Annotated in this window: 27 protein-coding genes; 25 read left to right on the plus strand and 2 right to left on the minus strand. The window is 38.1% G+C overall.

What is annotated here, in order from left to right; translation table 11 throughout:
* Window positions 1–7: 7 nt before the first annotated feature.
* The 25 genes from EG346_RS15905 to EG346_RS16020 all read left to right on the plus strand — a co-directional run bounded on the left by EG346_RS15905 (window position 8) and on the right by EG346_RS16020 (window position 24,562).
* The gene (locus tag EG346_RS15905; protein WP_123879975.1) at window positions 8–5,887 is read left to right on the plus strand and encodes an alpha-2-macroglobulin family protein; all 5,880 of its coding nucleotides are present in this window, start codon (window positions 8–10) and stop codon (window positions 5,885–5,887) included.
* A 44-nt stretch (window positions 5,888–5,931) separates the two neighbouring features.
* A complete protein-coding gene (gene eco, locus EG346_RS15910; protein ID WP_123879977.1) occupies window positions 5,932–6,420 on the plus strand; it encodes a serine protease inhibitor ecotin in 489 nt (162 codons plus the stop codon).
* A gap of 836 nt (window positions 6,421–7,256) precedes the next feature.
* Window positions 7,257–8,666, plus strand: coding sequence for a TolC family protein (locus EG346_RS15915; RefSeq protein WP_123879979.1), 1,410 nt, complete (start codon window positions 7,257–7,259; stop codon window positions 8,664–8,666).
* Between the two features lie 18 nt (window positions 8,667–8,684).
* Window positions 8,685–9,641 (plus strand): HlyD family secretion protein, encoded by a 957-nt coding sequence (locus tag EG346_RS15920; protein ID WP_123879981.1) that lies wholly within the window; start codon window positions 8,685–8,687, stop codon window positions 9,639–9,641.
* A 2-nt stretch (window positions 9,642–9,643) separates the two neighbouring features.
* Window positions 9,644–10,837 carry an ABC transporter permease gene (locus tag EG346_RS15925; RefSeq protein ID WP_123879983.1) on the plus strand — a complete coding sequence of 398 codons (1,194 nt, stop codon included), beginning with the start codon at window positions 9,644–9,646 and terminating at the stop codon, window positions 10,835–10,837.
* Between the two features lie 258 nt (window positions 10,838–11,095).
* Window positions 11,096–11,551 (plus strand): DUF1569 domain-containing protein, encoded by a 456-nt coding sequence (locus tag EG346_RS15930; RefSeq protein WP_073335301.1) that lies wholly within the window; start codon window positions 11,096–11,098, stop codon window positions 11,549–11,551.
* A 10-nt stretch (window positions 11,552–11,561) separates the two neighbouring features.
* Window positions 11,562–12,032: a hypothetical protein gene (locus EG346_RS15935; protein ID WP_123879985.1), complete on the plus strand. Its 471-nt coding sequence runs from the start codon at window positions 11,562–11,564 to the stop codon at window positions 12,030–12,032.
* A 2-nt stretch (window positions 12,033–12,034) separates the two neighbouring features.
* A complete protein-coding gene (locus EG346_RS15940; protein ID WP_073335299.1) occupies window positions 12,035–12,439 on the plus strand; it encodes a hypothetical protein in 405 nt (134 codons plus the stop codon).
* Window positions 12,440–12,492: 53 nt separating this feature from the next.
* Window positions 12,493–12,864 carry a VOC family protein gene (locus EG346_RS15945; RefSeq protein ID WP_073335363.1) on the plus strand — a complete coding sequence of 124 codons (372 nt, stop codon included), beginning with the start codon at window positions 12,493–12,495 and terminating at the stop codon, window positions 12,862–12,864.
* Window positions 12,865–12,868: 4 nt separating this feature from the next.
* Complete coding sequence (locus EG346_RS25155; protein WP_228429343.1) at window positions 12,869–13,123, plus strand: SRPBCC family protein; 255 nt, start codon at window positions 12,869–12,871, stop codon at window positions 13,121–13,123.
* Window positions 13,124–13,162: 39 nt separating this feature from the next.
* Complete coding sequence (locus tag EG346_RS25160) at window positions 13,163–13,429, plus strand: SRPBCC family protein (RefSeq protein WP_228425986.1); 267 nt, start codon at window positions 13,163–13,165, stop codon at window positions 13,427–13,429.
* Window positions 13,430–13,455: 26 nt separating this feature from the next.
* Window positions 13,456–13,905 (plus strand): VOC family protein, encoded by a 450-nt coding sequence (locus EG346_RS15955; RefSeq protein WP_073335298.1) that lies wholly within the window; start codon window positions 13,456–13,458, stop codon window positions 13,903–13,905.
* 213 nt (window positions 13,906–14,118) lie between these two features.
* The gene (locus EG346_RS15960) at window positions 14,119–14,511 is read left to right on the plus strand and encodes a DUF1398 domain-containing protein (protein ID WP_123879987.1); all 393 of its coding nucleotides are present in this window, start codon (window positions 14,119–14,121) and stop codon (window positions 14,509–14,511) included.
* A 114-nt stretch (window positions 14,512–14,625) separates the two neighbouring features.
* A complete protein-coding gene (locus EG346_RS15965; RefSeq protein WP_073335297.1) occupies window positions 14,626–15,303 on the plus strand; it encodes a DUF2490 domain-containing protein in 678 nt (225 codons plus the stop codon).
* Between the two features lie 92 nt (window positions 15,304–15,395).
* On the plus strand, window positions 15,396–16,400 hold the full coding sequence (locus tag EG346_RS15970) for a bestrophin family protein (protein ID WP_073335296.1): 1,005 nt from the start codon (window positions 15,396–15,398) through the stop codon (window positions 16,398–16,400).
* Between the two features lie 257 nt (window positions 16,401–16,657).
* The gene (locus tag EG346_RS15975) at window positions 16,658–18,271 is read left to right on the plus strand and encodes a Na+/H+ antiporter (protein WP_123879989.1); all 1,614 of its coding nucleotides are present in this window, start codon (window positions 16,658–16,660) and stop codon (window positions 18,269–18,271) included.
* Window positions 18,272–18,287: 16 nt separating this feature from the next.
* A complete protein-coding gene (locus tag EG346_RS15980; RefSeq protein ID WP_073335294.1) occupies window positions 18,288–18,905 on the plus strand; it encodes a hypothetical protein in 618 nt (205 codons plus the stop codon).
* 26 nt (window positions 18,906–18,931) lie between these two features.
* Window positions 18,932–19,357 (plus strand): SRPBCC family protein, encoded by a 426-nt coding sequence (locus tag EG346_RS15985; protein ID WP_123879991.1) that lies wholly within the window; start codon window positions 18,932–18,934, stop codon window positions 19,355–19,357.
* A gap of 5 nt (window positions 19,358–19,362) precedes the next feature.
* Window positions 19,363–19,872, plus strand: a complete 510-nt coding sequence (locus tag EG346_RS15990; RefSeq protein WP_123879993.1) for a GNAT family N-acetyltransferase — start codon at window positions 19,363–19,365, stop codon at window positions 19,870–19,872.
* Window positions 19,869–20,246: a VOC family protein gene (locus EG346_RS15995; protein WP_073335292.1), complete on the plus strand. Its 378-nt coding sequence runs from the start codon at window positions 19,869–19,871 to the stop codon at window positions 20,244–20,246. The genes EG346_RS15990 and EG346_RS15995 overlap by 4 nt, the downstream gene beginning before the upstream one ends.
* 35 nt (window positions 20,247–20,281) lie before the next feature.
* Entirely contained in the window at window positions 20,282–21,304 is a 1,023-nt protein-coding gene (locus tag EG346_RS16000; protein WP_073335291.1) for a glutaminyl-peptide cyclotransferase, read from the plus strand.
* Window positions 21,305–21,405: 101 nt separating this feature from the next.
* Complete coding sequence (locus EG346_RS16005; protein WP_123879995.1) at window positions 21,406–22,431, plus strand: glutaminyl-peptide cyclotransferase; 1,026 nt, start codon at window positions 21,406–21,408, stop codon at window positions 22,429–22,431.
* Window positions 22,432–22,510: 79 nt separating this feature from the next.
* Entirely contained in the window at window positions 22,511–23,479 is a 969-nt protein-coding gene (locus EG346_RS16010) for a hypothetical protein (protein WP_073335290.1), read from the plus strand.
* A gap of 29 nt (window positions 23,480–23,508) precedes the next feature.
* Window positions 23,509–24,123, plus strand: coding sequence for a deoxynucleoside kinase (locus EG346_RS16015; RefSeq protein WP_073335289.1), 615 nt, complete (start codon window positions 23,509–23,511; stop codon window positions 24,121–24,123).
* Window positions 24,124–24,211: 88 nt separating this feature from the next.
* A complete protein-coding gene (locus EG346_RS16020; protein WP_083564115.1) occupies window positions 24,212–24,562 on the plus strand; it encodes an ArsC/Spx/MgsR family protein in 351 nt (116 codons plus the stop codon).
* A gap of 41 nt (window positions 24,563–24,603) precedes the next feature.
* Here EG346_RS16020 and EG346_RS16025 read toward each other — a convergent pair whose 3' ends face one another.
* Both EG346_RS16025 and EG346_RS16030 read right to left on the minus strand, forming a co-directional pair.
* Window positions 24,604–24,909: a DUF493 family protein gene (locus EG346_RS16025; protein WP_073335288.1), complete on the minus strand. Its 306-nt coding sequence runs from the start codon at window positions 24,907–24,909 to the stop codon at window positions 24,604–24,606.
* Window positions 24,910–24,950: 41 nt separating this feature from the next.
* The gene (locus EG346_RS16030) at window positions 24,951–25,622 is read right to left on the minus strand and encodes a DUF4197 family protein (protein ID WP_073335287.1); all 672 of its coding nucleotides are present in this window, start codon (window positions 25,620–25,622) and stop codon (window positions 24,951–24,953) included.
* Window positions 25,623–25,773: the final 151 nt, after the last annotated feature.

Here is a 25,773-nt window from a genome sequence, read left to right on the forward strand (position 1 = left end):
AACATATATGAAAAGATTTTCCAAGATTTTTATGCTTTTGCTTCTAATGCTGAGCTTTTCCATTGTTTCGGCGCAAAAATATTATGACGACCAATGGAAAAAAGTGACTGACAACAGTGCAAAAGGTAACTATAAATCTAATCTTCCCATCATTTTAGAACTACAAAACCATGCCATGAAAGAAAATAATGCTATTCAGCTCATCCGTTCCCTGAAAGCGGAATTCAGTATTGTGAATCTGACAGTAGACGACGAAAAGAATGATGCTGCTTCCAAATTTTTCACAAAACTTCAAGGTGCTGATGCGCAATTGAAAGGTGAAGAAAAACTCTTATATACCATTCTTCTGAACGGATTTTTCATGGATTATTATAATCAGCATTCGTGGGAAATAGAATCAAGAACGAATGTTAATACACAGGAATTGTCACAGATTGAAACCTGGAGCAAACTTGATTTTAAAAACTACCTGAAAAAAAGTTATCAGGAACTTGACCAGCAGAAGCAGGACATGAAGAAGGTGATTCTGACGAAGTACAAAGCTATTTTTACCGATAGCAAGGATATAGCCTATTTCCCGACTTTAATGGATTGGTATTCTATGAAAAAGATCAGTTTTCTTTCCGAAAACAGTCTTTTTACAAAAAATGAACTGGCGGAAAACAGAACACAGATCAATTCCACTTTTGATGAACTGATTGCTCAGAACAGCGGAAATCCTAAGCTGTATTTCATGAAGGAAAAGCTCACGGAAAACTGTAATTACAATCAGTGCAAAGACAAACTGGAACAGCTTCAGAGCCTTTTGAAATCTGATGCAGAAGGAGATTACAAGGTGATCGTCATGGAAGACATCATGAACGAACTGATTGCTAAAAAGAAAGATAAAGAGGCTTTGGCTATTGCTGATCAGGCGAAAAAACAATATCCGAAGTCGCCATTTATTGAAAACATAAAAAATAAAGAGAATCAGATCACGAATCCTTTGCTCACGATTAAATACGAGCAGCAGACCCAGAATAATCTGCCTGTTCATTTTGTAGCGGACCATAAGAACGTGAAAGAATTTTCATTAAACATTTATGAAGTAAAAGAAGACCTGACAACATTGATGCAATATGTACAGAATTCTTACAACAATACTTTTAGGAATGTGAAAAAAAATCTTGTCAGAAAAGAAACTTTCCAGCTTGGTGACGCGAAAGATTATCAGATGCATAAAACCTCACTGGAGATCAAGTCTCTTCCCTCCGGAATCTATGTTGCGGAATATTCCGTAGCAGGATCTGATGCAAAGGACAGCAATGCAAGACAAAATTTCTACTTCCTTGTTTCTGGAAACAGAGTGATCTACCAAACAAAAACAGACAGAAACCAGCTCTCCAATGCGTTGAAATTAGTCAACAGTGAAAATGGAAAGCCTGCTGCTAATGAAAGTCTTACATTCTATGAATTTGTTGCCAATAAAACCTTAAATAAAATCGACGGAAAAACTGATGCGAACGGTGTTTTTAAATTCCCTTCCACAGCCAGCAGTGAATATTACAGAACATTTTTGATCAGCCAGCCTAAAACCAATGATTTCCAGATCATGCAGGTCTATGGAAACAACGGAAATGCAGAAAATTACAATCCCAATAAACAAACCCGTACCCTCGCTCAGATCTTTACGGACCGGGCGATCTACAGACCGGGACAGACCGTTTATTTCAAAGTCATTAATACAAAAATTAATAAAGAAGCAGAATCTGTAACCTCAGGTTTAAAACAAAAAATCACCCTTCTGGATGCCAACAGCCAGGAAGTTTCTTCCCAGAACTTCACCACCAATGAGTTCGGATCTTATCACGGAAGTTTTATTCTTCCTAAAGGCCAGTTGAACGGTGTTTTCTACTTAAGAACCGATGAAGGATCTCAGGGTAATAAAGACATCAGGGTTGAGGAATATAAGAGACCGAAGTTCGAAGTGACGTTCGATCCTGTAAAAGAAGAATACAAATACGGACAGACCATTGAACTGAAAGGAAAAGCAATGATGTTTTCAGGAGTCGCTCTGAGCAATACGACCGTTAATTATGAGATCAAAAAACAAAACATCAGATGGAGATATTTCTGGTGGTACCCTCGTGGAAACGATAATGAAAACTCGATTCTTGGCGAAGCTAAAACCAACGAGAAAGGAGAATTCGTTATCCGTCTTGATCTTAAAAAAGATGAAAAGCTGGAAGGAATCCAGATTGATAACTATGAGATTAATGCTTCGGTAACGGATATTAACGGAGAAACGCAGTCTGCCAATACCCAGCTGAAAGTAGCTTCAGTGTCACACTACATTAAAGCAGACGCAATCAAAAATACATTCAGTGATGAAAATGTAAAATTAAAGGTAGAAACCTTGAATTACAACGAACAGGATCTTAAAAAATCTTACAACGTTAAACTCTCAAAACTTCAGACTCCAAACAGAATCTTCAGGGATAACTTCGCCCAGGAAGTGCAGGATCTTCCGAAATATACCGAGGAAGAGTTCATCAGCAAATTCCCGCACGATCTGTTTGATAAAAACGAAGAAACCAAAAACTGGAAAGCAGAAAAGGTGATTTCTGAAAAGCAACAGCAGCCCGTTACAGAATTGGATTTAGGAAAACTGGAAGCAGGTGATTATCAGTTGGAGCTCTACAATATCGAAGGGAAAGACACGATAAAATCATCTCAGAATTTCAGCATCTGGGATAAAGGATCTTTAAAACCTTCGCAAAAAACCTTCCTGACCGTTATCGAGCCTAAAAATGAATTTTCAAGAGGGGAGAAGGCTAAAGTATACGTGTATTCAGCAATTCCTGATGCTCTTGTGAATGTGTTTGTTCAGGACGGTTCAGGAAAAACAGTGTCTGAAGTACATCAGCTGAAAAAAGGTGTTTTGGAATACACGACAGATATTCCTAAAGACAAAGGCGTATCCACATTAAATCTTCAGTTCCAGATTGCAGCATTCAATGATGTACAGACGCAGGCGGTGACTTTAAAAATAAAAGATACTGAACAACCTGTAAAAATTGAAACAGTAACATTCAGAGATAAACTGGAACCGAACTCCAAAGAAAAATGGACGGTAAAAGTTTCAGGAAGCGATAAAGAAAAAGTCAATGCAGAAGTCTTGGCCAATATGTACGACATGTCACTGGATCAGTTTGCAGTGAATACATTCAGCTGGCAGAATTTATATGAACCCTATTCTATTGTTACCTCTTACGACATCAGACAGTATCTGCTACAACAATACTATCAGAAAAGATTGAAGTATTACAATGGAAAATATGTAGATATACCCAATTTTAACTGGTTGGATGGCGATATCTATCAAATGAGTAATCAGATTTATACAGTAAGTGGCCAGTTTAATCAGGAGGGAGTCAAAGCACCGGCTTATGCACCAGCGCCTCCGGCACCAGTTGCAGCACAGGCTAAAATGGTGAGAAAAATGGAAGTAGCGGTAGGAGTAGAAGAAGCGCAGGCTGATGCAGCAGGATCTTTAAATGAAATTGCAGAAGTAAAGGAAAACTTAGAAAAAGTTCCCGTACGTCAGAACTTAAACGAAACCGCATTCTTCTATCCTGATCTGAAAACCGATGCAGAAGGAAATGTAAGCTTTGAATTCACTTCTCCTGAAGCCTTAACAAAATGGAAGCTGATGTTCCTGGCTCACACGAAAGATGCCAGAGCGGCAGTACTGGAAAAACAGGTGGTGACACAGAAAGAATTCTCAGTGACTCCAAATTATCCAAGATTCCTTAGAGAAGGAGACGAACTTAATCTTCAGTCGAAACTGTCCAATCTTACCGATAAAAAACTAAGCGGTTCAGCAGAACTTCAGATTCTGGATGCCTTTACGAATGAAAATATTTCTTCTCAATTCGGAATCAATGCCGGAACGCAGAATTTTAGTTTAAATGAAAAAGGAAACAGTGCGTTAACATGGAAATTAAAAGTTCCGAATAATGTATCTTCCATTATATTAAAAGTAGTAGCCAAAGCAGGAGCGTATTCAGATGGTGAACAGCAGGCGATTGCCATACTTCCGAACAGAATGCTGGTGACGGATGCTGTACCGGTTTTTGTGAAAGAAGGTGAAACGAAAACCTTTGTTTTGGATAACCTTAAAAACTCAAACTCTACAACAATGACCAATGTGTCGAATACACTGGAATTAACCACGAATCCAATCTGGGAAATCATGTTTGCATTGCCAAGTCTGAAAAACGATCAGAACAGCTCTGCCGATGTGATCTTCAACAAGTGGTTTGCCGATGTACTCGCTTCTGAGATCTTTAAGGCCAACCCAAAAATGAAAACCGTTTTTGAAGAATATCAGAATAAAGGACTGCTCAATTCAAATCTTGAAAAGAATCAGGAACTGAAACAACTTTTACTGGAAGAAACTCCCTGGGTGCTCGAAAGTAAAAATGAAGGCGAGCAAATGCAGAAACTGGCTCTCTTATTTGATGCCAATACAATGAGGAACTCGATCAATCAGGATTGGAGTGATCTTAAAAAACTGCAGAATCCGGACGGTGGATTCTCATGGTATCCCGGCTATCCAAGTTCTTACGGAACGTCTCTCTATATTCTTAAAAACCTGGGTAAGATCAATACCTGGTTAAAAGATAATGCGAAAGATTATCAGAGCGCGGATCAGCAGGAATTGATTACTAAACTGGTTCAGTATGCAGATAATGAAATCGATAAATACTGGGATGCGAAGAAAGATAATATCTGGAACAACTGGGCGATAGACTATCTTGATACCCGAAACTATTGGGAAAAACAATACCCTTTAAAAGGAAAAGGAGCCTCATTGAAAACACTGGTGAAACAGAAAGCGAAAACAGCGAAGATCACAGATTTCACTTTCTTCGGACTCCATCGTGCCGCTTTATTAATGAATGACTATGGCTTAAAAGACGTTTCAGATAAATTAATGAACTACCTGAAAGAAACATCCACTGATACAAAAACTCAGGGTGTTTACTGGAAACAAAACCTGAACGACTGGGGATGGTTTGGATCTAAAGTAGTGAATCATGCAGGAGCTTTAGAGGCATTTAATAAATTAAAATCCAACGATCAGAAATTCATCGAAGACATGAAAATATGGCTGATCACCCAGAAGGAAGTGAATTCATGGGGAAGCTCAAGAGGGACTTCAGAAGTCATCTTTACCATCTTGAACTCAGGTAAATCCTGGACATCTGCGGAAAGTGATAAAGCAACCATCGTTTGGGGTGGAAAAGAATTGGCTCCGCAAACACAGGCGACAGGCTATGTAAAATCAACAGTGAAAACTGATGTGGTAGACAAAAACTTAGGAACCGTTACCGTTACCAAACCTGGTCCCGGAATTGTACAGGGAGGATTGTTCTGGCAGTATTATGAAGATCTGGATAAAATCAAATCTTCTGAAAACTACATTTCCGTTACCAAAGAACTTTACAAAAAAGTAAAAACGGTAAACGGAGAAGAACTTCAGAAAATTTCAGCGGATAAGCCTTTAAAAATAGGCGATAAAGTAACCGTAAGAATGATTCTGAATACAGACAGAGCAATGGAATTCATTCACATTAAAGATATGCGTGCGGCTGGATTTGAACCTACAGATGTATTGTCCGGTTACCAGTGGAAAAACAGTTTAGGCTACTATCAGTCTACCAAAGATGCTTCCACGAATTTCTACATCCAATACATGCCAAAAGGAAAATACGTCTTTGAATATGACGTGATCTCCAATGCGGCAGGGAAGTTCTCTAATGGAATCACCACGATGCAGAATTACTATGCACCGCAGATGAATGCCCATACAAAAGGAACCAATGTTCAGATTTTGGAATGATTTTTGGCTATAGGGAAGTAGTAAAATTTTTAAAATAAAATAAAATGAGATTTTCAAAAACTTTAATGACGGGACTGATTATGTTGGCAGGTGTAAATGCTTTCGCACAAAAGAAAGCAGAAAAGTTTGAGAAGCTGGAGATTGAAATGTTCCCAAAAGCTAAAGAAGGATTTAAGCAGGTATACATTCAGTTGCCTGTTGCCAAAAATGAAAGCGACTTAAAAGTAGAGTTTTTTGTAGGGGCGGAAAAATGGCTGGATTGCAACAAACATTTTTTAATGGGGAATGTAAAAACACAGGATCTTCAGGGTTGGGGATACAACTATTATGAAGTAGAATCTACTGGTGAAACAGGAGGAACTTTAATGGCTTGTCCGGATCAGAAGAAAACAAAGAAATTTGTGACCCTTCAGCCGGAGATCGTAAGGTACAACAGCAAGCTGCCTTTGGTATTCTATGTACCGAAAGATCTTGAAGTTCGTTACCGTATTTTGCGTCCTGATACTAAAATGAAATCAGCGGTTCAGAGATAATCTGATCACCTTAAATAATCAACTCCTCACATTTTGTGGGGAGTTTTTTGTTTTTCAGAGGGTCTATTCTGTGGCATCATCAAATATTTGTCCCGCAGATCGTTTTGATTAGGCAGATTTAATCTTTATCATGCCGTGAATTATTAACCACAAAAGCAAGGAAAGCCTTTCTAACACTTTAGTTTATCTGAAGTAAAAATTCATCCTGAAAAAAGGGAACTTGAGTTTTACGGGATATTTATCTTTCTAATTTTATGTAATCTTTTTTTGAAACATTAAGATGAGTGAAGGAGATAAGAATAGTTAAGAGAAAATCTAAAGTTTTTTTTAAGCGTTGTTCTTAAAGCAGAGCTACTCTTAATATTCTTAAAAACTTAATGCCGTCTTAATGGTTTAATATTTAGTTCCCGTAGATGTTTCAGATCAAAAAGTGTGTAAAATTTATGATTCAAAATATTGGAATTTTATAATTATGCTATCTGTAGTACTTCAAAATTTATCTGAGAAAGCCGTTTGATCTGCGGGAAAAACATCAACCATGGATTTCACGGATGGACACAGATCTTTGTGTATATATTTTCTCGCGGATTAAACAGATATGGCAAATTTTTCATTGTAACGAATAAAAATTTTAATTTTTCGATGAATAAAAGATAATTCAATATTTTTTCAATTAAAATGAATTTTAAATCATAGTTAAACGAATCTTCTATGCCAATCATCATGAGAGCATTAAAACTAAACAATTTTTAAACTTAATTTAAATTCACCCTATTGGCGAGTTATCTTCATTGATTTAACAAATTTTTGCATTATATTTGTTATAAACATAAACCATGAAAAACAATTTATTGATTTTTACGTTTAGTTTTTTGACTTTCCCTGCTTTTTGTTGGGCACAGTCTGCGCCGGACTTTAAGGAACTTTTAGACAGTGCCATGGTTCGGGATTCCGATCTCAAAATGCAGATTACCCAAAACAAACTCACAGATCTTGACGAACACAAACTGAAAGACATCTTTCTTCCTACCCTGAAAGTAAGCGGACAGGTCGGATATCTAAATGCCACAGCGAGACTGACGTCGCCGGAAATAAATCTGGCTCCTTTTATCAATATTCCCGAAGGAAGTTTTAACAATAACCTGAATGTTTCCGGGTTTTCAGGAATTGCGAAAGCAGATGCCAAAATGCTTCTCTACTCAGGGGGAAAAGTAAAGTATCTGAAAAAAGCAATCGAAGAAAAGAAGATCTCCGAAGATATTCTCCTTGAAAAAACAAAAGATGATGTCATAGCCAATATTTCAAAAGCATACGACCAGCTGGCGCTGATCCATCAGTCTAAAAAAGTTCTGGATGAAAGTAAAAAAAGACTTGACATCAACCGTAAAACAGCGGATAAAGCTTTAGGCTATGGCCTGATCACTCCATACGATCACAAAAAAATAGAATTGGCACAAGCCACACTGAATGCCAAAATGGTAGAGTATGAGGGGAAAAAAGAACTCCTTCTTACCCAGCTGTATATTCTGACCGGGATCAGTAAAGAACGTCTTAAAATGATCGATCCGGTACTTTCTCCCGTAGAACTTTTATCTCCGGAAAGAGGAATCGAGGAAAGAGCTGAAGTGCGTGCACTGGAACATGGCATAACCGCGGCAGACTACAAAATAAAAGCTGAAAGAACATGGATGATCCCTAAAGTACAACTGATGGCATCCGCTTATTATATCGGTCTTTACGGAAGCCGTATTAAAACTTCAGGGAATGTAATTCCTGCAGTTCCTGCTTTGGGATATGAAGGGGCTAAACTGGACTGGCGACCTACCAATATCAATGTACTTCCTTTGTTAACGGCTGGTGTAGGTTTTAAATGGGAAATTTTTGACGGGAAAGAAGGAAAACATGCAGAAGAGACCGCAAAAGTGGGAAAAGAAGTTCTTCAGAACAAAAAAGAAGATGCCTTAAAAAAATTAACCCTTAATCTGGCTAATAATCAGACCAACTATGATATTGCAACCGCTCAGATCACTTTAAAAGCCAAAGAAAAAGAACTCGCTGAAAATGCACTGGTTCAGGCAGAAAAAGAATTCAGGTACGGAATGAGCAAATCATCTCAGCTCATTGATGCGGAAAATGATCTTGAACTGGTAGAACTCGAATATCAGAATGCTCTTTTTAACCAGAGAAGAGCCGGAATAGAACTCATGAGATCGACTCAGGAACTTGATATTACCAAATTATATTAACCCCTTACCATTAAAATAATGCATAAAAATATATTCATAGCCTTTGCCGTTCTTTTTCTAGTAGGGAGCTGCAGTGAAAAAAAAGAAAACCTTAACGATTCTGAAGGCAAAACCAAAAAGGATGTCATTTCCTTTGCTCCCAAGGTTACCGGAAGAATTTTAAAAATATATGTAACTGAAGGTCAGTCTGTAAAAAAAGGAGATACTCTGGCTCTGCTTGATGTTCCGGAAGTGTCTGCAAAAATTGCCCAGGCTCAGGGTGCTGTCAGTGCGGCAACAGCTCAGGAGCAAATGGCAAAAAACGGAGCTACCGCAGATCAGCTGAGACAGCTTCAGGCTAAATACAAAGGTTTAAAAGAACAATATGAATTTGCTCAGAAGTCTTTTAAAAGAGCCAGTAATATGTACCGCGACAGTCTCATGTCTCCACAGGCATACGATGAAATTTATGCAAAAATGCAGGGAGCAAAAGCCCAGTATGACGCCGTTGTAGCAGAGCTGGATGATGTGCAGAGAGGAACCCGTGTAGAAAAAGTAGAAATGGCGGCAGGACAGGCTTCGCAAGCCAAAGGAGCCCTTCAGGAAGCCAATGTAGCCTATTCTGAAAGATACATTATTGCAACCAATGATATGGAAATTGAAACCATCAGCCTCAATACGGGAGAATTGGCTACGGCTGGTTTTGCATTATTCAACGGATATATTCCCGAGAGTACATACTTCAGATTCACAGTGCCTGAAAGCGCAATCTCAAAATATAAAAAAGGGCAGACCGTCAACATGCAGGTGGTTTATAACAAAGAAATGCTTACCGGAACCATTGTCTATATCAAACAGCTGACAAGATACGCAGACATCACTACCGCTTATCCCGATTATCAGCTGCAGGATGCGGTTTACGAAATCAAAGTGAAGCCTTCTGACATGAATAAGGCTAAAAGTATATTGGTGAATGCTAACGTTATCCTGAAATAATTATGAAAGAATTTTTCCGACTTTTAAAACGCGAGTTCAGGCTTTTTATCGGCAATTCTACCCTGAGGACCGTATTTTTTCTGGCCCCGGTATTCTATGCCACGCTGTTGGGTTTCGTGTACAAAAGCGGAAAAGTAGAAAATACACCGGTACTGGTGATTGACCGGGACAATACTCCTTTGTCAAGTCAGCTGACCGATATGCTTGATGACAATAAAAGCATCAGCATCATCAAATATGCCCAGGAACCCTTAAGCATAAAAGATGAGGTGATCAGGCATGAAGCAGCGGCTGTTGTTATTATTCCATCAAGGTTTGAGGCTGATATGCTCCAAAAAAAATATCCCGAACTGAATGTTTATATCAACACCGGAAACGTTCTTACCGCCAATTTTGCCTCCAAGGCACTTCAGCTTACGATAGGTACTTTTTCTGCCGGAGCATCCATCAAAGCACTGCAGAAAGCAGGAATGCCCGCAACCAAAGCGGCGACCCAATATGAACCATTCAAAGCCAATTATATCACCCTTTTCAATACTACAGGAAACTATCTGATCTTCATGTGGCCGGCCATGCTGGCTGTAGTCCTTCAGCAGGTTATTCTTCTTGCGATGGCAGTAAGTTTTGCCGCAGAGTTTGAAAGAGGATCTTTCGTGAAAGAATACGCGAAGATGAAAAGATGGGCTTTCCCGACCATGCTGATCAAAGTGTTTCCGATCTGGGTATTTTCCATCCTTATTGTCGGAGTCTATTACTTTATGCACATGATTTTCCGGGTTCCGATGCCGGAAGGAATATTTAATTTCATCCTTCTTACAGCGGTATTTGTAGGCTCCGCATCATTTTTGGGCGTATTCATCAGTATATTGATTCCTGATGCTTTAAAAGCGACTCAGATCCTGATGGTTATTGCATCTCCTGCATTCATCATTAGTGGATTTACATGGCCGTTGAGTGCAATGCCTGCTTTTGTACAATTTATAGCTAACATTATCCCTTTAACTCCTTTTCTTCAGGCCTTTAAAATTCTGTTGATACAGAAAGGCTCTGTCGAACTTACCTTCCCTTATTTAAAACATCTAAGCATCCTGCTGGTAGTGTATGCTGTTATTGGCTGGATTGCTTTAAAAATAAAACTATGGTTTATTTTTAAAAAGGCCGTTCCGGTGGAGAGTAAGGAATTGCATGAGGAATAGAATTGCGGGTGATGCGAACGTTAGGGTAATTAATAGTCTCGGTGTGTGTGTTGTGAGTATTTAAAATATAACCAATTTCACCAATAATTGACCCAGCATTATGAAAACCTGCATCGCTCAAATAGCAACTCAGAACGGGCAGCCAATAATAGGTACTCCTTAAACTCGTTCCCTCAAATGCGTCACCGTTTTTTTTATCCCCTTGTAAAAATCAAAAGAAAAAACTGATATATTTGCTTTCAGATAATTAGACATAATATGGAAAATGTATTTGATGCAAAAGATGCTCAGAACTATATTGATAGGATAAATAATTTGGTGGAGGATACCCACGGACTATGGGGGAAGATGACAGTTGACCAGATGCTTGCGCACTGCTGTGTATCTTATGAAATGGTGTACGAACCGGAAAAACATAAAAAACCGGGATCTATTGCCAAATTTATTTTAAAAACATTTGTAAAATCTAAAGTGGTGGGAGAAAAGGCGTATCCCAGAGATTCCCCTACAGCACCTCAGTTTTTAATTACCGGAAGAAAAAACTTTGATGACGAGAAGAAAAGACTCATCGGCTTTATCCAGAAAACACAACAGCTGGGTCCGGAAGCATTTGATGATAAAGAATCATTTTCTTTCGGAAAATTGAAATCTACAGAGTGGAATAATATGTTTGCAAAACATTTGAACCACCACTTATCCCAATTTGGAGTTTAAATAACACAATATGAAAAAAATTTTATGGATCCTCATTCTTGCCTGCAATTTTGCATGGGGGCAAATGCCGGATATTTCTAATGTCTGGCTCAACAACAGTAAACCTTATATCGGAACCATTGGCGACCGCGGACAGGAACTGAAATTGAAAGTCAATATTTCTGAACAGAACAAAAAGAATGATCAGGAATATTTTATTTCAGGGTATTCTCTTGTGGATAATAATTATTCCAAATATGAAGGAAAAGTTACCATCACAAAATATAGAGATGCCAAAAGTAAAGGCTTGGTATTCGGGGAATATGAACTTGCAGAAGAACCCAAAGGAAAGCATTCAGGTATTTTCAAAGGTAAATTTGTGTATAGCTTTAGATGGAATAAAAAAACTGAAAAAGTAGATGGACAGTATATAGAATTCATTGGAGATTGGAAAAGTTATGACGGGAAACTGGACTTCAAAACCCGTTTAAAAAACCAATAACGGTGATAAGAAGAATACTGGCTGTTCCTGCCGGGCTGATTGCGGGAATCATTTGCATTACCATCGTTGAAAAAATAGGTCATCAATTGTATCCTCCGCCCGCCGGAGCCGGAAGTGATGATATGGTAGCGATGAAAAACTATGTGGCACAAGCTCCTTTTATGGCGCTGTTCTTTGTGATTATTGCGTATGCTATAGCGGCTTTCATTTCAGGATTTACAGCTTCAAAAGTAGCAAATAACGGAAAACATACCTCTGCGGTAGTCTGTGGAGTTATTTTTCTATGCATAACGATCTATATGATGGTTTCTTTGCCCACACCGATCTGGTTTTGGATTTTGGGGATTGCTGTATGGGGATTGGTATTCGCAGGAAGTAAACTGGCTTTAAAAACAAAAAAAATATGAAATGGTCATGGGGTACACTCAATACAGATGGTCATTTAAAATGTAAAATAGATATGAAATTAGGAGCATTTTCAATCAGCTTAAGTGTAAAAGATCTTCAGAAATCCAAAGATTTTTACGAAAAATTAGGCTTCTCTGTAATGGCCGGAGCAATGGAACAGAATTATCTGATCATGAAAAACGGAAGTACTTTGGTTGGCTTGTTTCAGGCGATGTTCGACGGCAATATGCTGACCTTCAATCCCGGATGGGACGAAAATGCCCGGAATCTGGAATCTTTTGACGATGTTCGCGATATTCAGAAACATTTAAAAGAAAATGGAGTGGAACTTGAGAAAGCTGCCGATGAAACCACCTCAGGACCGGAACATATCTTCCTGAAAGATCCGGACGGAAACATGATCTTAATAGACCAACACAGATAACCTCATGATGAAAATATTAAAAAGAATTATACTCGTTCTCGGTTCCATCCTTATTTTATGGATGATCGTAGCCGCTTTTATCTCAGGAGACTGTGTGTATGAGAAATCAATAACCATCAATGCACCATCCGAAAAAGTATGGCAGCAGACCAATACATTAAAAGCAATGGACCAATGGAGCCCATGGAATGAATTAGATCCTCAGATGAAAAAAGACTGGACCGGAACTACCGGTCAGCCGGGCGAAAAAGTATGCTGAGACAGTCAGAAAGGGACTGCAGGAAAAGGATGTCAGGAAGTGAAAAAAGTAGATGCAGCAGCGAAAAGAATTGATACGGAAATCAAATTTTTAACTCCTTATGAAAGTGAAGCCAATGCTTACGTGAAAATCGTTCCGGAAGGCAAAGGAACTAAGGCAACATGGGGATTTACATCCAAAATACCTTATCCGTTCACCGTAATGAAAATGTTTATGAATATGGAAAATGCGATTGGAAAAGATTATCAGAAAGGACTTTCCAGATTGAAAGAATTATCTGAAAAACCTTCAACAGAGACTTATTAAAACTTAACTCATAAAAAAAATCAATCATGGCATCAGTAAACGTTTATTTAACATTTAATGGAAACTGCAAAGAAGCATTCGATTTCTATAAGTCGGTTTTCGGAGGAGAGTATCCTTACATCGGAACATTCGGGGAAATGCCTCCAATGGAAGGCAAAGAAACTTCCGAAGAAGACAAAAACAGAATCATGCACGTCTCTCTTCCTATTTCAAAAGAAACCATCTTAATGGGCAGCGATACTGCCGGAGAATGGTCATCTAAGCTGAAAGAAGGAAATAATTTTGCTATTTCCATCAACGCGGAATCTAAAGAAGAAGCAGATCAGTTATTCAATGGACTTTCTGCAGGAGGAGAGGTAACCATGCCGTTGGCAGATACTTTCTGGGGGGCCTATTTCGGAATGTTTACCGATCAATTCGGGATCCACTGGATGGTGAACTATGACGATCCTGCCAAAGCACAGCAGCATCCTTAAAATTCATTCTTTGTATAAGGGATATAGGAAAAACTTACCGGCTTAGATATCTGCCGGTTTTTATTTTAATAGTACATTTGCATTCCAAAAAAAATTAAATTTGGGAAGAGGTGAAGGAGCAGATGACAGGTAGCAGGTCATAGGGATTAGGGCGTGTTGATAAAGCTTATAGCTTAATGCCTAAAGCCTCTGGCGTAAAAAAAACAAACAAATATGAAATTTACAATCGAACAAATTAAAGCGGAACATCGGAAAGTAAAAAGCGGAGCAGATTTTCCGGCATATATCCAGGCTATAAAAAATCTTGGCGTATCGGATTATACGGTTTCTGTAGCAGATGGAAATACCCGGTATTTTGACACAGAAAATAAAAAGGCAGAGACTGGAAAAAAGTACGATCCTATTCTCGTTTCCGGAAAATTAAATCTTGAACAATTTAAAACAAGATTAAAGCTTCATCAGCAAGGCCGTACAGATTACCTCACATTTTGCAATGACTGTGCGGACAATGGAGTAGAAGGCTGGAAGATGGATCTTAATGAGATGACTTGTACTTATTTTGATATAGATGGAAACGAAATCCTTGTAGAACAGATTCCAGGCTAACCTATATCGTTATGCCTGTTGCTTATAGCCTAAACCCTAAAACACTTTTTGTTTGCAATTATTGATTTAAATTATTAATTTTGTCTTGTACGATAGATAATAGTAATTGAATTTATGAGAAAGGTATTGACGAAGCTGGCATTTACAGTATTGAGTCTGGGGTCCATAGCAGCCTCTGCGCAGAAAAGTGATTTAGGAGCATGGTATATGTATTTTGGAAATAACAAGATCAGCAAAAAGCTGAATTTGCATAACGAAATCCAGTACCGGAATTTTGATGCCGTAGGAGATCTCGAACAGTTATTAATTCGTACAGGCATAGGATATGACCTGACTGAAAACAATAATAATGTTTTACTGGGTTATGGGTTTATTTTAAGTCGTCCGTATGTAAACGGCGAAAAAAAAGAAAATATAGAACACCGGATCTTCCAGCAGTTTATTACAAAGCAGAAGTTCGGACGTTTTAATCTTCAGCACCGATACCGTTTGGAAGAACGTTTTCTACAGGATGACTTCAGAATGAGATTCCGATATATGATAGGGTTGAATATTCCGATTACCCAGAAAGAAATGCTGCCGAAATCTCTCTATGCATCAGTGTATAATGAGATATTTCTGAGTTTTGATAGTCCCGTTTTCGACAGGAACAGAGTATATGGAGCTTTAGGATATGTCATTAATAAAAACATGAGGATAGAAGCAGGATATATGAACCAGATTCAGGAAAACAGGAATCGCGGGCAAATCCAGATCGGTTTCTATAATAATATTCCTTTTAATAAAAATTAATACAGACAGTCTCTGCCGGATGCCATGATGAAGAAAAAAAACTGTTAGTTTAGAATTTATAATCAACAGAACAAAAAACAAATAAACACAATATGCATTCAGGGAAAAGATTCGGAGCGCTGGAATTCGCGATTTGGACGAGACGAAGTATTTATATATTAACAATACTATCGGCCATACCAACAGTTTTATACTTTTCAGGATGGAAGTTTCTTTCCGTCCCTTGGCAGCCCATCGCTATTTTGGGAACTGCGGTAGCTTTTATCGTAGGTTTTAAAAACAATGCAAGTTACAGCAGACTTTGGGAAGCCAGACAGATTTATGGCGCCATTATCAATGACAGCCGTAGTTTTGGATATATTCTGAGAGATGCTCTATACGGAAAAGATCCTCAAAAAGTAAAAGAAATGTTTCACCGCCATTATGCGTGGCTTACGGCCCTCCGTTTTCAGCTTCGCGAACCCAGAACCTGGGAGAATATGGGGACAGCACAATACGATGAATATGCTAAGAAATATGAAATTCCGGAGAGACTGACCAACCTTAATGATGAACTGAAAAAGTATCTTTCTGATGCGGAGCTTCAATATATTGTAAGCAAAAAAAACAGGGCAACACAGTTAATGGCAAGTCAGAGCAAAGAATTGTCCGAAGCCTATGCCAGAGGAGATCTCAATGATTTTCAGTGGACACAGATCAACCAGCAACTCGTGAAATTTACAGACGATCAGGGAAAAGCAGAAAGAATTAAAAACTTTCCGTATCCGAGAAACTTTTCATCAATTACAACCTATCTTTTGTTGCTGTTTATCCTATTTGTCCCTTTTGGATTACTGAAAGAACTCGATAAATTAGGTGAAGGGACAGCTTTGGAGGGCTGGACCTTATGGTTTAATATTCCGTTTTCATTAATGGTAACCTGGTGTTTTCATACCCTCGACAGCGTAGGAGAAGCTTCCGTAAACCCTTTTGAAGGCAGCCCGAATGACGTGCCGATTACCCAGATCAGCCGTACCATAGAGATTGATATGAGAGATATGCTGGATGAGTCCGATCTTCCTCCAGCCATTGCTCCAAAGAACAATATTGTGTTGTAAAAGGTAATGATCCTGTACTTTAGATTCCAAAAACCTATGCGGTTTAAAAAGGCAAAAAGATAAAAAACAGATGAAGATCTTCGATTTTATCGCGCCTTACAAGCAGCCACTGGATACAAACTTGCGCCTTTGCGATCAACCAACAAAAGTTGTAAATATCGTCAATAAAGATAACCAACAGAAAAGGTTCAGTTGATCTGAAAGTTAACACCTTCAGTTTAACAAAAATTAAAAAGCAACTTAAAAAACATCTCAAAATGATTCACAGTTATGTTATAATATCCATTGCAGTCTTGCTGTCTGTGATGATATTGGTGATGATAGGGCAAAAGCTGAAAGTAGCTTATCCCATCTTCCTCGTGATTGCCGGTCTTCTGATTAGCCTGATCCCGGGAATGCCGCATATTGAAATAGAACCGGATCTGGTATTTCTAATCTTCCTTCCTCCCATTCTGTTTGAGGCCGCATGGTTTACGTCATGGCAGGATTTTCACAAATGGAGAAAGCAGATCTTTTCGATGGCTTTCGGGCTGGTATTTCTGACTTCAATTGTTGTGGCGTATCTTTCATCTTCCATTATTCCCGGACTTACCGTTGCCATGGGATTCCTGCTTGGAGGAGTTAATTCTCCGCCGGATGCGGTGGCTGCTACTTCAGTCTTAAAACATATGAAGATCCCTAAAAAGATCACGAGTATCCTTGAAGGCGAAAGTCTTATCAACGATGCTTCAAGTTTAATTGTATTTAAATTCGCTTTGGCAGCCGTAATTTCAGGTCAGTTTATCTGGAGAGATGCTATTCAGGACTTCTTCATGATGGCGGTGGGTGGAGTCGTAGTTGGTGTTGCTACAGGAATGCTTTTCGGAGCTTTATTGAGGATTATTCCTTCCAATTCTAATATTGATACCGTCATTACACTGATCGTTCCGTACATCATGTATGTAGGTGCAGAACATTTCCATTTTTCAGGGGTATTAGCCGTGGTTGCAGGAGGACTTTTGATGTCTTATAATTCACATTGCTATTTAAGCCATACCTCCAGGATACAGTCCGGAAATGTCTGGAGCGTACTGATATTCCTCATGAATACAATTATTTTCATCCTGATTGGTTTGGAGCTTCCCGTAGTCGTTGCTGCCATGAAAGACTATACCATTTCAGAAGGCATATTTTATAGTGTAGTGATTGGCGGAGCAATTATTTTGACCCGGTTACTGTACAGCTATGCCGTCATGTATTTCCCAAGACTCTGCTCTAAAGAATTAAGACTCAAAATTCCAAAACCGGACTGGCGCGAACCTTTCATCATCAGTTTTGCTGCCATGAGAGGAGTGGTTTCACTGGCTGCCGCACTTTCCATTCCTGCATTTTTGCCCAATGGAGATGCTTTTCCTCACCGTAATATCATTTTATTTGTAACTTTCGTTATTATATTGATCACATTGGTAGGACAGGGACTCCTTCTGACTCCGATCTTAAAATGGTTGAAAATAGATGATGCCGGAAGCGAATTACCGGAAGAAAAACAGGAAGTGATCCTGATGCGAAAGCTTAAAGAAACAGCATTGCATAAACTGGAAAATGATTTTTCCGAGCTGGCTGTAACGAACACATTGGTACGCCATCAGAAACACAAGCTGGAAACCGAAATGATGTTGATGGCAGATAAGGCCCAGTGTATGGCTTCTACCGGAGATTATGTGAATGCGATCAACGAAAATAAAGATGTGCTTCGGCAGATCATCCAGGCTCAGAGAAATGAACTTCACAGGATGAAAAAGGAGAAAATATTTGATGATCATGTGATGAGATCTATAGAAATGCAGCTGGATTTTGATGAAGCTAAAATTACTGGGTTTTCTCATGGATAAATGGTAATGTAAACAAATGAACACGAAAAAGATTATTGTAAAAACAGAATCTTCCAATGTATGGTGGGGAATTTACGGCCTTTGCGATAAGGCAGGATGGGAAGATTTGCAATTGTTTTATGAATCTGATGAAAGGATTTGCGTAGTTTGCTTAAATACAAAAGGATATTTAAGAAATGCTTTAGATGATTTGCTACACCAAGAAGATGAAAAAGATTTTTCTGAGGCAGTTCAGCATTATCTATCTGATGAGGTCTGTCATTATTGGTTCTATTATGACGAGCCTGATGATGAAGACTTTCAAGAAGTCGATTATGATGCTCCCAAAAATGAAAAAGGGATTAAGCCTCGATTTATGGATATTTGGCATCCTGATGAAGGGATTGATCTTAAAACAATTGAAACAGCAGTAAGTTCATTTGCCAAAGATTTTTTAGGAATAGAAAACTGTATAGTTGAAGTTGTGCATGAAGAATCTTTGGAAGAATCTATTAAAAGCTTTAAAATACATCAGGAAAGTTTGGGTGAAGGTAATGTTTATATAAGGTTTTCAAACGAATTGGTTTTAGAATTATCAGAACGATGGAAAATGGGAAAAAAGGAGGTGTTGGAAAAGCTGAATTCAAGTATTTAGATCTTTTTTAATTAAAAAATAAAAATATGAACAACCCAATCACTATTCTGTACAAAATAAATGCTTCCGCAGAAAAAATATGGAAGGCGCTGACGGATAAGAATGAAATGAAATCCTGGTACTTTACGATCCGGGATTTCGAGCTGGAAATTGGGAAAGAGTTTGACTTCTATGAATCCTGTGACGGTGGGAAATACCTCCATCGTGGCCGTATTTTGGAAATAATTCCCAACAGCAAACTAAAGCATAGCTGGTCTTATCCGGAACTTTCTGATGCCGTAACAACTGTGACATGGGAGCTTCAGCCGGAAAACGACGGAACATTAGTAACGGTGACGCATGAAAATATTGAAGGATTCGATGATCTGGGAGAAATATTTTCCAGGGCAAGTTTTACAGAAGGATGGAATTCAATTATAGGACAGAGTATGAAGGAATATGTAGAAAAATAGAACGAATGATTGAACTTCAGATTTTTAAAACCGAAGATGCTCCAGAGCTGATATCCAAAATAAAAGACAAAAGAGCACTTCTTCAGTTTGCCGGCCCTGCTTACCATTTTCCACTGACCAGAGAACAGCTGGAAAATGATCTTGACAACGAAAACAGATTCATTTTCAGGATTTTTGATAAAACGGGACAAAGTGCTATTGGCCACGCTCAGATTTTTTTAAAAGAAAATACTTTTCTGCTCGGGAGAATCCTGATCTGGGACGAAAACAACAGAGGAAAAGGCTACGGAAAGAAAACGGTGCTGGAATTGCTGCAATATGGCTTCAATACCTTTGATAGAGAAACGGCAGAACTTAATGTGTACGACTGGAATACCGGAGCCATCGAATGCTACAAAAAAGTAGGTTTTGAAATTGATCCCGATGTGATGAACCAAGTCAGCATCGATGACGAGCTTTGGCTTTCCATTAATATGAAGATCAGTAAAAATAATTTCAAATCCGGAAAAGTATGACATTTACAGCACTCCGCCCCATACTCTGGACAGAAAATATAGATGAAACAATAGGGTTTTACACCCGGATTCTCGGCTTTAATTTAATCGGAAGAAATGATGAATGGCAATGGGCATCGCTTAAGAAGGATGAGGTAATGATCATGCTTTCGCAAAACGACTATGAAAAACCCAATGGAATAGGCTTTACAGGCTCATTGTATTTCAATGTAGACAATGTTGATGAACTTTGGGAAGATCTTAAAACAAAAGCAAAAGTCTGTTACGAAATTGAAACTTTTGAATGGGAAATGAGAGAGTTTGCGGTCTATGATAACAACGGTTATCTGTTACAATTTGGTCAGCCCGTGGATAATGTTGGCAATACGGAATAAATTTTGCTATTTTTGGGGAAATATTTAGAAATTAAATGAAAAAGAATATCATAGTAGGTTTAGCGGTGGTTTTGATGCTGGCGTCTTGTAATAAAGATGAAAAGATCCTGAACACGCTGAATGAATATAATAATACAATGGTAGAAAAAGGATATCATTTCGGTGATCAACTTGAACTTCCAAAAGAGGTAACGGAAAATGCAGAAAGTATCAGCATCAGCTTTGGAGACAAAGAAACTTCAAATTTAACAGTTGATCCTAAATTCTTTACGTTAGGCGACAATGCCGTTACTTTTAACATTAAAACAAAAGGAGGAAAAACTCTGAATCAGGATGCGACCATTAATGTATTTGCAAAAAATCCTGAGAAAAATATAGCCTATCAGATCATCGCAGAATACCCGCACGATCCGAAGAATTTTGTACAGGGGTTCCAGATCGAAGGAAATACCATTTACGAAAGTGACGGACAGAACGGCTCTTCCCAGATTCTGAAATATACTTTAGGGACCACAACTCCGTTGGCCTCTACAAAACAGGCACAGGAAGATTTCTCTGAAGGAAGTACGATCGTGGGAGATAAAGTGTACCAGCTGACATGGCACAGTAAAAAAGGGTATATTTATGATAAAAGCACTCTTAAACTCCTTTCTGAATTCGCTTATCCAAACGTTTTAGGCGAAGGTTGGGGACTTACTTACGATGGGAAAAACCTGATTGCATCAGACGGGAGCAAGCTTTTGTATTTCCTGGACGCCAACAACCCTTCAAAACTGATCAAATACGTAGCAGTAGCAGGAAGTTCACAAATTTATGACCAACTGAACGAACTTGAATACCACAACGGATTCATTTATGCCAATGTATGGCAAAAACCTGTGGTATTAAAGATCAATCCTGCAACGGGAGAAGTCGTAGGAACATTTGACTTTACAGATATTGCGAAACAGAATACCAAAGGAAGTGATGACGTATTGAACGGAATTACTTTCAAAGGCGACAATATGCTTGTAACCGGTAAAAACTGGCCAAAAATCTATGAAGTTCAGATCAAATAAACTGAATAAAGATCTATCCATAAAAAATAGCGTTCCTCAGGAGCGCTATTGTCATGTAAGGACTAAAAATTTACTATTTTTGACGAATGATTAAAAATTCAATGAAAAGAAATATCATAGCCGGTTTAGCAGTCATTTCCCTGTTGTCATCATGTAATAACAAGGAAAAAATGCTCGATTCACTGGCTGATTACAATAATTCAAAGGAAACAACAGGATATCATTTTGGAGACCGGCTTACTCTTCCAAAAGAAGTTACAGATCATGCAGAAAGTATTACAATAAGCTTTGGTGAAAATGAAACTTCAAATTTGACGATTGATCCTAAGTTTTTCACCCTGGGAGATAATGACGTAACCTTTACCATTAAAACCAAAAACGGAGAGACCTTAAACCAGGATGCGACCATCAATGTTTTCGCAAAAAATCCTGAAAAGAATATTTCATACAGCATCGTTGCAGATTATCCTCATGATCCGACTAATTTTGTTGAAGGTTTTCTTATGGAAGGCAATACGGTTTACGAAAGTGCTGGCTTGGACGGTGCTTCTAAACTGATAAAATATACTTTAGGTTCATCTACTCCTGGTATTGTGGAAAAACAGCCCGCTGATATTTTTTCTGAAGGCTGTGCCATGGTAGGAGATAAAATTTACCAGCTGACGTATAAAAGTAAAATTGGTTTTGTATACGATAAAAATACGTTAAAAAAACTTTCCCAATTTCCGTTACCGAATGTCATCGGAGAAGGGTGGGGTCTGACCTATGACGGGAAAAATCTTGTCGCAACTGACGGTTCAAAAAACCTTTATTTTCTGGATGTTAATGATCCTTCCAAGGTAGTCAGAACAGTCGCCGTGGCAGGAAATGCAGAGATCTATGATAATATTAATGAACTGGAATATCATAAGGGGTTCATTTATTCCAATGTTTGGCATCAGCCGATTATTCTAAAAATCAATCCTGCTACAGGTGAAGTTGTAGGAAAGTTTGATTTTACCAAATTAACGCGTGAAAATGATCAGGGGAACAGCGAACATGTTCTAAACGGAATTGCTTTTAAGGATGATAATATGCTGGTGACGGGCAAAAACTGGGCGAAAATTTATGAAATTGATGTTCAGTAATTCATTATTTAAAATTCAAATAAAAGGATGTAAATTGCTGACGTTCCTCGGAGGAAAGTTATCTTTGCCAAAATAGATTTTGAAACTACTTTATATCATATTGACCTTCTTTTTCTGTACAGTTTCTGCACAGAAATCACTTCCTTTGGACACCTTGAAACTAAAGGAAGCCAAAGATATGCTCGCCGACGATTACGGTTACCTGTATATCTATAAAAATAAAGATTTCAGTTTCACCAAATATGATTCTTTGGGCAGACAAATTGGCAAAATGATGCTCACGGTTCCCTATAAAGTACAGTCGGTACAAAATCCTCTGAGCCTCGCATTATTTTCAGAAAATGCTCAGGAAATGAAATTTGTAGATCAGAATATGAACGAGATCCAAAAGGTTGACTTCAAACAAAAATTTGGGTTTATCAAAATGGCTTACGCAGAAGATCTTCAGCAGCTATGGCTTCTGGATGACAGTACGAAACGCCTCATTCAGTACAATTTCAGAAATGATACCATGATCAACGCTTATCCTTTTGATATCAGCTTTGATGATCTGATGGATCTTTTGGTCTACGAAACCAAGGTCTATATTTTAACCAGAAAACATATCAGGATATATTCGCTGAAATTTGAAAAACTTTTTGAAGCCCCGCTGGAAAACGGCAAACGTTTCAGAAGAGAAAATGAAACTGTTTTGGTAGTCGCAGACAACGCGATTCTGAAATACGATCCTGAAAAAGGAATGGTGAAAGTTTTTGAAGATAAGGATGCACAAATTGTGGATAAAAACATCCTTTCTTATTTTGAAATCAAAGCCAACAAACTCTATATTTACAACCTGGAAAAAATAAAGGAAACTAAACTGCAGACAGAACCCGAAAACAAGCAGGAAACTGCACCACCGGTAACAGAGCCTTCATCTGAAAAAACGGCGGGAGAAGAAGGGAAGAAAACAGAGGAAGAGAAAAAGGAATCCATTGAGAAAGCTCCTGATCATACCTTACAGAAGCTGATGGAAGATACTTCCGAAGTTCAGGCTGCAGGTGTTTAGACCAATTAATAAAAAAAATACTTAGGAGAATGCATATTGCAGTTACAGGAAACATTGGAGCAGGAAAAACAACTTTAACCACGATGCTTGCCAAGCATTACGGATGGGATGCACAATTTGAAGATGTAGACCACAATCCTTACCTTGAGGATTTTTATGCCGATATGAGCAAATGGAGTTTTGCCCTTCAGATCTATTTTTTAGGAAGCAGATTCCGTCAGGTAAAAGAGATCAGAGAAAGTGGGAAAAATATTATCCAGGACCGTACCATCTATGAAGATGCCCACATTTTTGCCGAAAACCTGAATGATATGAAACTTCTTTCAGACAGGGATTTCAATAATTATATCTCTGTTTTTGGTTTGATGAAATCATTTGTTTCTGCGCCGGATCTGCTGATTTATTTAAAATCTGACGTTCCGAACCTTGTGAAAAAGATCTACAAGAGAGGCAGAGAATATGAAGCATCGATCAGTATTGAATACCTTTCAAAACTGAACCAGAAATATGAAAAATGGATCTCCGATTATACAGAAGGAAAGCTTCTTATCATCGAAGTAGACGATCTGGATTTTGTGGAAAAACCTGAAGATTTCGGATTTATCCTGGAAAAGATCGAAGCAGAACTGAACGGTCTTTTTTAACAAATTTTTATCAGAATTTAAGACCGCTTTCAATTCATTTCTTCCTAAATTTGAAAGAAAGAGTTTCATCTTTAAAAATAATTATATTATGATGGTTAAGGTTTTACATAACGGAAACTGCTCAAAATCAAATGCTGTCCTGGAGTATCTGGATGAAAATGGTGTGCCTTTTGAGATCATCAACATCCTGGAAGATCCTTTGAGCATATTAGAGATTAAAACAGTACTGAAAAAGCTGAATCAGAGTGTATTTCATATGATCCGGAAAACAGATAAACTGTATATGGAGCAATATGCGGATAAAAATTATTCTGAAGAAGAATGGATCAAAATCCTTTCTGAAAATCCTTCCCTGATACAAAGGCCTATTCTGATAAAAGGATCTGTTGCCATGCTGGGAAGACCTATTGAAAATGTGAAATTTTTTATTGAAAAATAACGAACATAAAAAAAGTCAGCTTACGCTGACTTTTTTATTTTCTATAGTAGAATAACGCCTTCTATTTTTGCTACTTCTTTATAAATAGTTACTACCTGATCTGCATCCAGAACGAATGCGTTGATATTGCATGCAGTATATTTGCCGTTTTTACTTTCTCTGTTTCCCAGGGTAAATTTAATGCCATCAAAAACTTTATAAATTTCAGTAAGTTTTGCCTCGTCTGTAGGAATGATAAACTTGAATAAATAATCTTCTGGAAAGTCATGATGACCTTCCAGTTTTTCCTTAAGAGAATTATAAAATTCCTCTGGATTTGCATGTTGGTTTCCTTGTAATATGTCCATCTGCCGTTGTTAAATTATATATAAATATAGCGAAAAAAAATCTATTTTCCAAGAGGTCCGAGCAGCGCTTTGGAGTTCTGATGCTCATAATCTTCGATAATATTGAACAATCCATTGACTAACTGTTCAGAAGCCAGTTTACTCAATCCGCCTGTATTTACATTGCTGTTGCCTCCGCCTAAAAGACTTCCAAGAAGATTGTTTCCAGAAAGAGCGGTATTAATGGTTTTTGCAATTCCATATTCATTTAATTTCTCATCTACTTTCGGAGCAATAGCTGCTACAAGCTGTTGAGAAGTTTTTTCCTTTAAAATTTGCGTCGCTGTAGTACCTTGGATGATTCTTGTAACATCCTGTGCATTTAAGCTGTTCACTGCATCCTGTAGAATAGGCTTTGAAAGGTTCACAGTATAAGCTGCTGCCTGCGCAATAAAATCCCTTTCCTTGGCTACCAGCGATGGAGCAATCTTTTCCAAAGTGGAATTGATGTCTCTAAGTTCTTTGGGAAGGGCTTTGTCTACCATATTATTCTGAAGAAAGGCTTCTTTATTACTGTAGATCCCCATTCCTTTATCAATACCGTTCAGCAAAACCCTTTTTATGATGGATAAACCTAGGTCAGTCGTGGCCATTGTCTGGCATGATTGGACACTGGTTAAAACCGCGACTCCGGTTCCTATTAACAGTGCTGCCGAGATGATATATTTTTTCATTGATCTTTTATCTTATTTTTTCAAATATTGCGCCAAAGGTAAACACTATTCCTGTATTAACAAAATATTAAATTTCTGGTACCAATTTGGTGAATATTTTGTTAAAAACACTGGTTTTTTGATTGGTTATTTTATTGTAAATTGATAGTTA

Origin of the sequence: Chryseobacterium carnipullorum (assembly GCF_003815695.1) — a bacterium.
In the GTDB taxonomy this organism is placed as follows: domain Bacteria; phylum Bacteroidota; class Bacteroidia; order Flavobacteriales; family Weeksellaceae; genus Chryseobacterium; species Chryseobacterium carnipullorum.

Coding starts and splice junctions, on each gene's coding strand:
- EG346_RS15990 (WP_123879993.1), top strand. CDS start 19,363: ATGATTGAACTTCAGATTTTTAAAACCGAAGATGCTCCAGAGCTGATA.
- EG346_RS15960 (WP_123879987.1), top strand. CDS start 14,119: ATGAAATTTACAATCGAACAAATTAAAGCGGAACATCGGAAAGTAAAA.
- EG346_RS25155 (WP_228429343.1), top strand. CDS start 12,869: ATGATGAAAATATTAAAAAGAATTATACTCGTTCTCGGTTCCATCCTT.
- EG346_RS15925 (WP_123879983.1), top strand. CDS start 9,644: ATGAAAGAATTTTTCCGACTTTTAAAACGCGAGTTCAGGCTTTTTATC.
- EG346_RS15915 (WP_123879979.1), top strand. CDS start 7,257: ATGAAAAACAATTTATTGATTTTTACGTTTAGTTTTTTGACTTTCCCT.
- EG346_RS15935 (WP_123879985.1), top strand. CDS start 11,562: ATGAAAAAAATTTTATGGATCCTCATTCTTGCCTGCAATTTTGCATGG.
- EG346_RS15985 (WP_123879991.1), top strand. CDS start 18,932: ATGAACAACCCAATCACTATTCTGTACAAAATAAATGCTTCCGCAGAA.
- EG346_RS15955 (WP_073335298.1), top strand. CDS start 13,456: ATGGCATCAGTAAACGTTTATTTAACATTTAATGGAAACTGCAAAGAA.
- EG346_RS16025 (WP_073335288.1), bottom strand. CDS start 24,909: ATGGACATATTACAAGGAAACCAACATGCAAATCCAGAGGAATTTTAT.
- EG346_RS16020 (WP_083564115.1), top strand. CDS start 24,212: ATGATGGTTAAGGTTTTACATAACGGAAACTGCTCAAAATCAAATGCT.
- EG346_RS15945 (WP_073335363.1), top strand. CDS start 12,493: ATGAAATTAGGAGCATTTTCAATCAGCTTAAGTGTAAAAGATCTTCAG.
- EG346_RS15975 (WP_123879989.1), top strand. CDS start 16,658: ATGATTCACAGTTATGTTATAATATCCATTGCAGTCTTGCTGTCTGTG.
- eco (WP_123879977.1), top strand. CDS start 5,932: ATGAGATTTTCAAAAACTTTAATGACGGGACTGATTATGTTGGCAGGT.
- EG346_RS15970 (WP_073335296.1), top strand. CDS start 15,396: ATGCATTCAGGGAAAAGATTCGGAGCGCTGGAATTCGCGATTTGGACG.
- EG346_RS15980 (WP_073335294.1), top strand. CDS start 18,288: ATGAACACGAAAAAGATTATTGTAAAAACAGAATCTTCCAATGTATGG.
- EG346_RS15930 (WP_073335301.1), top strand. CDS start 11,096: ATGGAAAATGTATTTGATGCAAAAGATGCTCAGAACTATATTGATAGG.
- EG346_RS15920 (WP_123879981.1), top strand. CDS start 8,685: ATGCATAAAAATATATTCATAGCCTTTGCCGTTCTTTTTCTAGTAGGG.
- EG346_RS15965 (WP_073335297.1), top strand. CDS start 14,626: ATGAGAAAGGTATTGACGAAGCTGGCATTTACAGTATTGAGTCTGGGG.
- EG346_RS16005 (WP_123879995.1), top strand. CDS start 21,406: ATGAAAAGAAATATCATAGCCGGTTTAGCAGTCATTTCCCTGTTGTCA.
- EG346_RS16000 (WP_073335291.1), top strand. CDS start 20,282: ATGAAAAAGAATATCATAGTAGGTTTAGCGGTGGTTTTGATGCTGGCG.
- EG346_RS16015 (WP_073335289.1), top strand. CDS start 23,509: ATGCATATTGCAGTTACAGGAAACATTGGAGCAGGAAAAACAACTTTA.
- EG346_RS16030 (WP_073335287.1), bottom strand. CDS start 25,622: ATGAAAAAATATATCATCTCGGCAGCACTGTTAATAGGAACCGGAGTC.
- EG346_RS15905 (WP_123879975.1), top strand. CDS start 8: ATGAAAAGATTTTCCAAGATTTTTATGCTTTTGCTTCTAATGCTGAGC.
- EG346_RS15995 (WP_073335292.1), top strand. CDS start 19,869: ATGACATTTACAGCACTCCGCCCCATACTCTGGACAGAAAATATAGAT.